The following is a 10089-nucleotide window of genomic DNA, read 5'->3' on the forward strand; positions in this document are numbered from 1 at the left end:
CACAGTCTACAAATAAGAACGGTGTAAATAAGGGAACAGAGCAGACTATTCAAAAGAATGTTGAAAAGCCTAAAGAACCTACAAAAGAACAGCTTACAAATCCAACTCAGAAACCTAATGGTGAAAGGGTAACAGAGCCACCAGTAAATGTGGATCATGACAAGGTAGAGAAACCCGAAGAGCCACCAAAAAAGAATGATGAACCAAAGAGTGGAGATAAAAAAGATGGTAAGATTTATGTGCCTGGATTTGGATGGATTGATGATATTGGAGAAGGTGAAGGAATTAAAGCTGAAGATATGTATGAGAATGGTAACAAGGTAGGTAATATGGATTAAATACTAATAGCAAGATAGACACTGTAGAAATACAGTGTTTTTTCTTTGCAGAAAGGAGAATTCCATGAAGAGAATATTAACAATTTTTATAGCCTTTTTAATGATATTTAATTTAGTTGCACCTATTTCTGTACTTGCAGTTGGAGATGGAAATATTGACTCTGGCGGTGGAGGAATGGGAAGTGGTACAAGTGGAAATAAATGGTCACCTGGTTATGATGGGGTGAGGGTGACTGTAGTTCGTGCAAGTGACCATTCTACAGTGACTACCCCTATTGATTTAACTAATAAATCGCCAACCAATGTCCGCCTGCATTTTGGAAAGGTAAGCAAAATAAGTTATAACAGTGGTAAGACTCTTTCACCTAGTGGAGATAGTTATTCCTTTATAAATCCTTCACAATCAATACCTAAAATAGTAAGTACAGATGGGAAAAATAATATTGAGGCCATAAAAAGCTATTTTACAGATGAGCAGGTTATTCGTTCAATTGCATCTCGTACAGGAATGAATTATGACATACTAATTAATGGAGAATATAAACTACTCTTAGAACCTATGGCATATTATACATTTCAAGGGGTTATGGTTGCTACAACAGCAACAGAGGCGGCTATGTATGATGAGCAGGTAAGTGGATTATTAAGAAGTAAAATGGTATCCTTATCCCATAAAAATTTACCTCTCTCAATGTTTTTGGAAGTAGGAGATTTAGGATATCATGCATGGAAAGGCAGTACGTCAACTCCAGCATCCAATGCAGATATCAAGTCTTCTTTGGGTCTTGGAATTGTTCGTTTTACAGAGAAACCAGAAGAACCAATTATCAGCACCTATGATTATGAATATAGAGTAAATACAGAAGTTATAACATCGGTAATGGTAAGTGGTGGGCAATCTGATCCTGATAATCCAACCAGTGTTAGCTTTGAAATAGGGGGAAGAACCTACAATGTAGGAAATGTCTACTATCCTAGAGGTGACTCACAACTTGCTTGGGTAAAATGGACAACACCAGATACTGAGCAGGATATGATTATTAATGTAAGTGTTCGTGGTTCTGGCAGCATAACTAAATCGATTATCGATGTAAGGATTGTTGATTTAGATAAGAATCCGCCTCCAAATCCTGTAGCTAATGATAGAAATGATACATTCTCACATGCTCCTGTTCCAAATAGAGAGCAGAAAACAACAGCTAATTGGAGCATATGGAGTCCATGGTGGCAAGAGTATTGGGTATGGCATAGAACTGGGGAAGATTCAGGATATTGGTGTGATCATGGTTGGTGGGAGTTTGACCTTGACCAATATAGTGCAAGACTTTCTGCTGATATGAGAATTACAAATGATATTAAAAATCCTACTGCAAGTGGAAGTGTTTTCAAAAGTGGATACGGCATCAATCAATTGGTAAATGCAAGTGTAAGTAGCAATCAAAGTTCTGCCATTACCTATCCTCAAAATGCCGTTTCTTATTTTCCAGAATTTCGATATGAAACCTACTGGAGATTATTAGAACGTGTTTCAGGAGGTTCAAATACAAGATTTGAATTTAAGAAAAATAAGTATTCTACCTACAAAAACCGTACACATTTTACACCTATATGGATGCCAGACGGTGAATATATTGTAAACACATGGCTCGTAGATGCATGGACCCCTGATGGGATGCTTTCTATGAATCTTACAGACTCACTTACAATAAGGGGAAATCTATGGCAAGACTGGCATATTGCGCCTTTAAAACCTTAAATACAGAAAGAGAAAGGTGGATTTTATGAAGAGATATAAGAGAAGTACATTAGCTATATGCATAGTATTAATGTTTACTTTAATGTTTAGTACTACAGCTTTTGCTGCAGGTTCGGGAGATGTAGCAGGTGCAATCGAGGGTACTTGGAAAGATGCATCCGGACAAATTAAGACTGTAGTAAATAAAGTTGTGTTTCCTGCAATAGATCTTATTTTAGCAGTGTTTTTCTTTGCTAAACTGGGAATGGCTTATTTTGATTATCGCAAGCACGGTCAATTTGAGTGGAGTGGGCCAGCAATTTTGTTTGCATGTTTGGTATTCACCCTAACAGCTCCAACATACATTTGGAAGATACTCGGGATGTAATAAAAGAGTAGGATATATCCATTTGGATTCATCCTACTCTATAAATTGAAATTTGTAATTTATTTTATCTTTTTATTATTACTATCTAAGATAGAGCCAACAATAATACCAATAATCATTCCTAATCCAGCTCCTAAAGGTATGCCAAATATAAAGTTACTTTTATTTATGATAATCCCTATAATAATTCCTACACCAGCACCAAAGCATAATCCAAGGGGTATACCTATTGCTAAATATTTATTTGTATCTTTTTTCATATTATACCTCTTCCATAAATTTTTGTCTGTCGATATAATATCATATTCCGTTGCTATCTTCAAGCAATCTGTGAGTATTGACTAATATATACTCGGTATTAAGTAACTTTGAAAAGTATCACTTATTCTGTACATCTAACAGCAAGATGTACATTTTTTATTTCTTTGAAAGGAGGCGATAACAATATTTATATGGGATTTTATATTAGGTGATATTATGGATCAAATAATTGATTGGATTTATGGACAACTTATAGGTTTTCTTGCAGATTTCTTTGCTCAGATGGGAAATATGGGAGTAGAACTCTTTGATATGAGTTGGGTACAATCTATTGTTTTGTTTTTCTCCTATCTTGCTTGGTCACTATATGGAACTGGTCTTGTAGTATCTTGCTTTGAAACAGGTATTGAGTATCAAAATGGTAGGGGAAGTATTAGAGATGCAGCCATAAATTCTATAAAAGGATTTATGGCTGTTAGTTTATTTACCATAGTACCAGTGGAACTATATAAATTATCTATTAATTTACAAGCAAGTTTAACTGCAGGGATAACTGGTTATGGAAGTGGAATAGGTGAACTTGCATCAAACATTATTATAGTATTAAATAATGCAGGGGATGTTACTAGCATTGGCAGTTCAGGAATCTTTGGTGGACTTTCTATAATAACAAGTCCATTTATGGCCCTGTTCATAATTATTCTAATGGGCTATGCAGTTATTAAAGTGTTCTTTGCAAACCTTAAAAGAGGTGGAATTTTATTGATTCAAATAGCAGTTGGAAGTCTTTATATGTTTTCTGCTCCCCGAGGTTATATTGATGGTTTTATTCAATGGTCTAAGCAGATAATCGGTCTATGTCTTACTACATTCTTGCAAGCCACCATACTAACTGCAGGACTTATGGTAGTAAAAGACCATGCATTATTAGGACTTGGTCTCATGTTATCGGCAGGAGAAGTGCCAAGGATTGCTGGGGCATTTGGACTTGATACATCCACAAAGGCTAATATAATGAGTGCAGTTTATACAGCACAAGCAGCAGTTAATACCACAAAAACTATTGTACAAGCAGTACCGAAATAGTAAGCAATGAAAAAGAAATGGAGGAGTTTTATGAAACTAATATTTATAGCATCTCCCTATGCAGGAGATGTAAAAAAGAATATAGATTATGCAAAAAAGGCTTGCCGATATGTGTTAAATAGTGGCAATGCATTTTTTTGTCCCCATCTTCTTTATCCTCAGATTTTAAATGATAATAATCTAGAAGAAAGGAAACTAGGTATTAAAATAGGAAAAGAACTATTAGCAAAATGTGATGAACTGTGGGTATTTGGAGATAATATTTCCAGTGGAATGTTTGAAGAAATTCAGTTTGCAAGGGCAAAAGGGATTCCAGTAAAGAGAATTAGACATTTTGATATAGATATTAAACAGACTCCCTTAAGGTTAGGAATGTAGTAATGATGACCATGGGGAGTCTTTTTGATGGAATAGGAGGATTTCCTCTTGCTGCTGTTAATAATGGAATCATTCCCCTGTGGGCAAGTGAGATAGAATCCTTTCCCATTGAAGTGACGAAAATAAGGTTTCCAGATATGGTTCATGTTGGTGATATAACAAAATTAAAAGGGGATGAATTGCCTCCTGTTGATATTATAACCGGGGGATCACCTTGTCAGGATTTGAGTGTGGCCGGTAAAAGGGCAGGACTTGCAGGTGAGCGTTCAGGATTGTTTATGGAGCAAATTAGAATCACAAAAGAAATGAGGTGTAAAGATGGGAGAGAAGGAAAAGCAAATCACCTTATCAGACCTCGATACTTCGTTTGGGAAAATGTCCCTGGAGCATTCTCAAGTGCAGGAGGGGAAGACTTTAAGGCGGTCCTTGAGGAAACCGCAAGAATTGCAGACAGCAATGTATCTATACCTAGACCTCCGAGAGGGATATGGAAATCTGCTGGGTGCATATTGGGATATGAATTCACCATTGCTTGGAGAGTTCTCGATGCTCAATACTGGGGTGTCGCCCAAAGGCGTAAAAGAATCTTTCTTGTGGCAGATTTTGGAGGACACACCGCTCCAAAAATATTATTTGAGCAAGAAAGCTTGTTTGGGAATACTTAGAAGGGCAAAGTTAAGAGGTAAGGAACTGCCAAAACAATTAAAAACGGCTTTGGAGATTCAAGCAGGGATTAAGGGAATAGAACAAGGCTTTAACAAGGATATGCCCATTGAATACAAGGCATATCACATTAATCAGCGTAATGAGGGAATTGATTTAAATGGAATATCAGGAGCATTGATGGCAACACAAAATATGCAGATGCAGACATTTATTGCAGACATTGCAGAACCCATGCTATGCCTTAATGATCAGGGTGGTAATCGAATGGATATAACAGAGAATATTACTTCCACGTTACGAGCTAGCATGGGTGGAAATTTGCCTATAGTCATGGAAACTCAGCAAGGTAATGCGGAAATTTGTGTTGATCTTTGTCCCACTACTACATCTTCAGCAGGTACAAGTGGTAACAATCAACCAGTTCTATTCGATAACCACGGGAGGGATTGCAGATACAATGGTCCCTTAAAAGTAGCACCTACAATTGCAGCCACCTATGGAACAGGTGGAAATAATGTTCCTTTGGTATCAAAACATATTGACCAAGAAAGCTATTGCATTGCAGGAAACATTATAGATAGGAAAGAACATAATGGTGGAAATGGGTGTGGATTTCAAGAAGATATTAGCTACACCCTTACTACAAGCGACATCCATGCTGTTTGTTTTCCACCTAAAACATATCAAGATATAGTAGGTACATTGTGTGTAGGGGATGAAAAAGGCATTGGTAATCAATATGTAAGTCAGGATAAGTGTATTGTAGATTGTGAGGAGATGATATTTGGGCAATCAGCATTTGCTAACTATAAAGAAGGTTGTGCAACTCTAAGAGCAGGAGGTGGAGATAATGGTGGAGGAAGTGAGAATCTGGTAACTACAAGAAATCTAGTTCGTAGACTTACTCCATTGGAATGTGAAAGACTTCAAGGCTTTCCAGATGGATGGACTAACATTGAAAAGGCATCAGATAGTGCAAGATATAAGGCATTAGGTAATAGTGTAGCAATCCCTTGTGTAGATTTTATTATGCAGGGGATTGCTTATTTTCTAAGAAAGTTTAAAGAAGAGGGGACTGAGTAAAGGATGTATATGTATCCAGATAATTTAAAAGCTAAAGCAACATTATGGCTATGGGAACTTAAGGACATTGGAGTAATTGGAATAGGACTTCTTGTTTCTGTATTTGCTTTAGTACAGCTAGGATTTATGCCACCAATTGTAATAACAGCAGTTTATGCTTTTTTAACCATACAATTTGAAGGTACAAGCATACTAAACTTTATTCAATATGCTTGTGCCTTCTTTATTTTAAAACAGCAAGTATTTGAATGGAGGTTATAAAATGAGTATAAAGCAGAGAAAAAGGGAAAAACAAAGGCAGTCCACAAGGGAACTTATAGGGATAGATGAAATTACAGATTTTAGTACTAAGACTCCTTATGGGGAATTAGTATACTTTATAATCCACCCAACTAATATATCAGTATTATCAGATGAAAATATAGGAGCTAGAATTTATGCTCTTATGACAGTTCTAAAAGGAATAGCTGAAATAGAAATGCTATGCCTCAATTCAAAGGAAAATTTTGAGGATAATAAGCAATATTTAAAAAGAAGAATGGAGATGGAACAAAATCCTGTTATAAGAAAACTGTTACAACAAGATAGCACTAATCTTGATAGAATGCAAGTACAGATGGCAACTGCCCGAGAGTTTCTAATTATTATTCGTCTTAAAGATGAAAAGGAATCAAATGTGTTTCCTTATCTTTCAAGGATAGAAAAAAATTTAAAGGATCAAGGATTTGTAGCTAGAAGAGCAGATAATGCAGATATCAAAAGATTCCTTGGAGTATATTATGAGCAGAATGTAACAACGGAAAGATATGAAGACTATGATGGGGAAAGATGGGTAATTTTCAATGATTAAATAAAGTAAAGACAGAAAATATGAGTTTATTTGATAAATGGTATATGGTACAATTGGTATAATTAAAGGATTATGAAAACTATACTATATCTATATAAAAATATATAAAAAGGGAGTGAAATGATGGAAGGCATTGAAAAATTGGATTTATATCAAAATACCATTAATGAGTTAAGACCATTTGAAGGTGAAATGCTAAAGCAGATAAAAGACTTTTATCGTGTTGGATTAACATGGACATCAAATGCACTAGAGGGGAATTCTTTGACTGAAAGTGAAACAAAAGTTTTAATAGAAGATGGATTAACGGTTGGGGGAAGACCTCTAAGAGATATGTTTGAAGCCGTAGATCATGCAAAAGCATATGACTATATGTTTACTTTGCTTGAGAATAAAGAAATCATAGAGAAAGACATCCTTTATCTGCATAAACTGTTTTATCAAAATATTGAGGAAAAGTTTGCAGGAAGATATCGTGACATTCCTGTATTTATCACAGGATCTAACTATCCGGTTACCAAAGTAGAAAATATTCAAAGTGAAATAGAGGATTTATGTAAATGGATAAAGACAGAAAGAAAAAAATATCATCCAGTAGAATTTGCAGCACTGCTTCATAAAAAGTTTGTATTTATCCATCCTTTTAAAGATGGTAATGGTAGGGTTGCTAGGCTATTAATGAATACAACATTGATACAGGATGGATATCTGCCAGCACTAATTCCTCCAATTTTACGAACTGAGTATATTTCACTCCTAGAAAAAGCACATGAAGATGATAGCTTATTTATTAACTTTATTGTGGAAAGAGAACTGGAATCACAAAAGGATTTTTTAAGACTTCTTCATATTCCATTGCCTAAATTAGAGCAAGATAATAATGGAATGAAGATGGAATAACAAGATATTTAATGAATAAAAGTATAATTATGTTCAGCAGAAAAAATTACGGACTAATAATTGTTTAACATACCGATAAATAAGAATTTGGAGGGAAGACAATGTCAGGTTTTAACTTTGAGAAAATGCAAGAAATCCAAAAGGAGTTACAAGAAAAATATAAAGATAAATGGGATCCTCTTTCGCCTGACAGAGGAAGGGATAAACTTCTATGGATGATAATTGAAGCAGGTGAAATAGCTGATGTAATCAAAAAAAGGGGCGATAAAATGATTATGGATGATATAGATGTTCGAAATAATTTTATTGAGGAAATGTGCGACACTCTTATGTATTTGAATGATGTTATGCTTTGTTATGATATTTCACCACAAGAGCTGGAACAAATATATTTGCAAAAACATCAAGCTAATATGGAACGATGGTAAATTCCAATTTGTAGTGTAACTATTGTGCATAATTTATATTTTATGTCGTAGTGGTAGATAAATGTGAAGTAAGGATTATTTATATTTTTTGAGGAGTGATAAAAATGATTATACTTGGAATTATTGTAACCATTGTTATTGGTTTAGTAGGTACCAGCATTGGTTACGGAATGAATGCTGGTGAATTAGGCCCAATACTATCGATTGCAACAATGGGTGGATTTATTATGGCATATATAAAGAGAAATAACATCAAATAAACATATATGTGTGTAAAAGTAGATTTATAAAAAGTAAGAGAATTTATATTTTAGGGGATGAAGTATTGTGAAAAGATTTAAGAATTCATTTATTATGATTAGTTTATTATTAATATTATTAGTTTTAGCATCTTGCCAAAATAGTATGATACAAGAGCCAGCCATTAAAATATCATATGATTCTAATGAATTAAAGGTGATTCATTATTTTAATAGAAATAATAAAGAGAAAGAAGATATTGAAGAAGGGATAAAAGATTTTATGGTTGGTAAAAGATTTATTGATTTGCCAATGATTGATTTTGGAGAAAAAATTGAAATTGAAGCTCTGAATTTTGAAACAACTGAATTCGAAGTTTATGATTACATCGTAGATGAAAGAGGTAATATTGTTTCTGATTATGACATAAATCCACTTATATTAACTTCGGTAGAAGACGGAAATACAGAATTTATGTTTGAAAAAATTGAGGACTTGGAAAGATATTATGATTATATGGTCGAAGAGAAATCCATACATTGCTTATTGATTAGAAGTAAGATAAATAAATCTTCTTATGCATTCGCAACACTTGTATTAGGTCAGAGTAAATAATAATTATTATTTTTAGTTAATTAATTTTATAATTAAGACGTATTCTTTTAAAAATAAGTCGTAGAGGTAATTTTATACGAATTAAAGACTACTTTATATTTTGTGAGGTAAGTTTATGCCATATTATGTAATGTTTATGGTTGAAAGAGAAGACATTTCTAGTAGAAATATGGCTTCTATTTTTGCAGATTATTCATGGTGGGTTGATCTTGTAAAGAAATTTCTTAATAAGGCAGATACTTTTGAAACAAGGGTATGGTCGGAGGATGGAGAAGCTATAGAATCGGGAATAAAGTATGGTAAAAAAATAGATAATGAAGAAACTAGAGAAATTGTTTTTCAAGGGAAAGTAACAAATGATTTTGAAATTGAAGTGAAGGAAAATTTCTTATCTAAAGAAGGTTTTGTTAAATGGTTTACTCTTAACTTATACAATGGTAAAAAGTTATTGTTTTCAAGTCAACATTATGGTGATGAGACACTTATCTTTGATTTATCAGAAGAAGGGGTGGACCAAATTCAAGAGTGGGCTAAACAGTACAGGATTATTAAAAGAGTGGATGTTTATGAAATAACCAATTGATAAAAATAATTATTAACATAAGCAAATGATTTATAAATCTAAGACACATCATTTATATATTAGCTATATACAGCCTTGCACAATGTGTGGGGCTTTTTTAGTGCAGAAGAAAAGAAAGAGAGGTAGGTAAATATCATGGCAAAAAATAAATCGCCTATGACGGAAGATGAAAAAATTAAAACCTTTGTTGATATGATTGCCCCTTCTATCATTAAATTTAACACTGACCACTTTATTTGTGGAAATACCTATAGATGTGTATGGGCATTAAGGGAATATCCTACAAGTACAAATGAACAGGCTATCCTTCGTCACCTTGGAGAGAAGGATGGTGTTACTCTTAGAATCTATACAAGGCAGGTAACTCCAAATGAAGAAAAGAAAATCATTCATAATGCAGCCAATAAAAATAGGATGAATACTTCAAATACAAATGATTTACAACAGACTGTAACAGCGGAAAGTAATCTACAAGATGTGGTAACACTAGTATCTACTATGCATAGAAATAGGGAGCCACTATTTCATTGTGCAGTAT

General features: G+C 34.0%; 16 protein-coding genes. 15 read left to right on the forward strand and 1 reads right to left on the reverse strand.

Annotated features, from left to right (window positions below; genetic code table 11):
• From FYJ83_RS19775 to FYJ83_RS18600, 3 genes are all read left to right on the forward strand, one after another.
• The coding region (locus FYJ83_RS19775) for a DUF6550 family protein (RefSeq protein ID WP_229768659.1) at positions 1-338 on the forward strand (338 nt) is incomplete at its 5' end.
• 64 nt (positions 339-402) lie between these two features.
• Positions 403-2094, forward strand: coding sequence for a hypothetical protein (locus FYJ83_RS18595; RefSeq protein WP_154442990.1), 1692 nt, complete (start codon positions 403-405; stop codon positions 2092-2094).
• A gap of 25 nt (positions 2095-2119) precedes the next feature.
• The gene (locus tag FYJ83_RS18600; RefSeq protein ID WP_154442991.1) at positions 2120-2461 is read left to right on the forward strand and encodes a DUF3852 domain-containing protein; all 342 of its coding nucleotides are present in this window, start codon (positions 2120-2122) and stop codon (positions 2459-2461) included.
• 59 nt (positions 2462-2520) lie between these two features.
• Here FYJ83_RS18600 and FYJ83_RS18605 read toward each other — a convergent pair whose 3' ends face one another.
• Positions 2521-2721 carry a hypothetical protein gene (locus tag FYJ83_RS18605; RefSeq protein WP_154442992.1) on the reverse strand — a complete coding sequence of 67 codons (201 nt, stop codon included), beginning with the start codon at positions 2719-2721 and terminating at the stop codon, positions 2521-2523.
• Positions 2722-2911: 190 nt separating this feature from the next.
• On the opposite strand from FYJ83_RS18605, the gene FYJ83_RS18610 reads away from it, so the two are divergent.
• From FYJ83_RS18610 to FYJ83_RS18665, 12 genes are all read left to right on the forward strand, one after another.
• The gene (locus FYJ83_RS18610; RefSeq protein ID WP_326828373.1) at positions 2912-3808 is read left to right on the forward strand and encodes a conjugal transfer protein TrbL family protein; all 897 of its coding nucleotides are present in this window, start codon (positions 2912-2914) and stop codon (positions 3806-3808) included.
• A gap of 30 nt (positions 3809-3838) precedes the next feature.
• Positions 3839-4186 (forward strand): DUF7768 domain-containing protein, encoded by a 348-nt coding sequence (locus tag FYJ83_RS18615; RefSeq protein WP_154442994.1) that lies wholly within the window; start codon positions 3839-3841, stop codon positions 4184-4186.
• Between the two features lie 2 nt (positions 4187-4188).
• Complete coding sequence (locus tag FYJ83_RS18620; RefSeq protein ID WP_229768660.1) at positions 4189-4851, forward strand: DNA cytosine methyltransferase; 663 nt, start codon at positions 4189-4191, stop codon at positions 4849-4851.
• Positions 4820-5935 (forward strand): DNA cytosine methyltransferase, encoded by a 1116-nt coding sequence (locus FYJ83_RS18625; RefSeq protein ID WP_229768661.1) that lies wholly within the window; start codon positions 4820-4822, stop codon positions 5933-5935. The genes FYJ83_RS18620 and FYJ83_RS18625 overlap by 32 nt, the downstream gene beginning before the upstream one ends.
• Before the next feature lie 3 nt (positions 5936-5938).
• Entirely contained in the window at positions 5939-6196 is a 258-nt protein-coding gene (locus tag FYJ83_RS18630) for a hypothetical protein (RefSeq protein ID WP_154442995.1), read from the forward strand.
• A gap of 1 nt (position 6197) precedes the next feature.
• Complete coding sequence (locus tag FYJ83_RS18635) at positions 6198-6785, forward strand: hypothetical protein (protein ID WP_154442996.1); 588 nt, start codon at positions 6198-6200, stop codon at positions 6783-6785.
• A 123-nt stretch (positions 6786-6908) separates the two neighbouring features.
• Positions 6909-7685: a Fic family protein gene (locus FYJ83_RS18640; protein WP_154442997.1), complete on the forward strand. Its 777-nt coding sequence runs from the start codon at positions 6909-6911 to the stop codon at positions 7683-7685.
• Between the two features lie 101 nt (positions 7686-7786).
• Positions 7787-8113 (forward strand): nucleotide pyrophosphohydrolase, encoded by a 327-nt coding sequence (locus tag FYJ83_RS18645; protein WP_154442998.1) that lies wholly within the window; start codon positions 7787-7789, stop codon positions 8111-8113.
• 104 nt (positions 8114-8217) lie between these two features.
• Positions 8218-8373: a hypothetical protein gene (locus tag FYJ83_RS18650; RefSeq protein ID WP_154442999.1), complete on the forward strand. Its 156-nt coding sequence runs from the start codon at positions 8218-8220 to the stop codon at positions 8371-8373.
• Positions 8374-8440: 67 nt separating this feature from the next.
• Positions 8441-8968: a hypothetical protein gene (locus FYJ83_RS18655; protein ID WP_154443000.1), complete on the forward strand. Its 528-nt coding sequence runs from the start codon at positions 8441-8443 to the stop codon at positions 8966-8968.
• A gap of 115 nt (positions 8969-9083) precedes the next feature.
• The gene (locus tag FYJ83_RS18660) at positions 9084-9551 is read left to right on the forward strand and encodes a hypothetical protein (protein WP_154443001.1); all 468 of its coding nucleotides are present in this window, start codon (positions 9084-9086) and stop codon (positions 9549-9551) included.
• A 135-nt stretch (positions 9552-9686) separates the two neighbouring features.
• A partial coding sequence (locus tag FYJ83_RS18665) for a hypothetical protein (RefSeq protein ID WP_229768662.1) occupies positions 9687-10089 on the forward strand: 403 nt, incomplete at its 3' end.

The organism is Tissierella pigra (assembly GCF_009695605.1).
GTDB classification, from domain to species: Bacteria; Bacillota; Clostridia; order Tissierellales; family Tissierellaceae; genus Tissierella; species Tissierella pigra.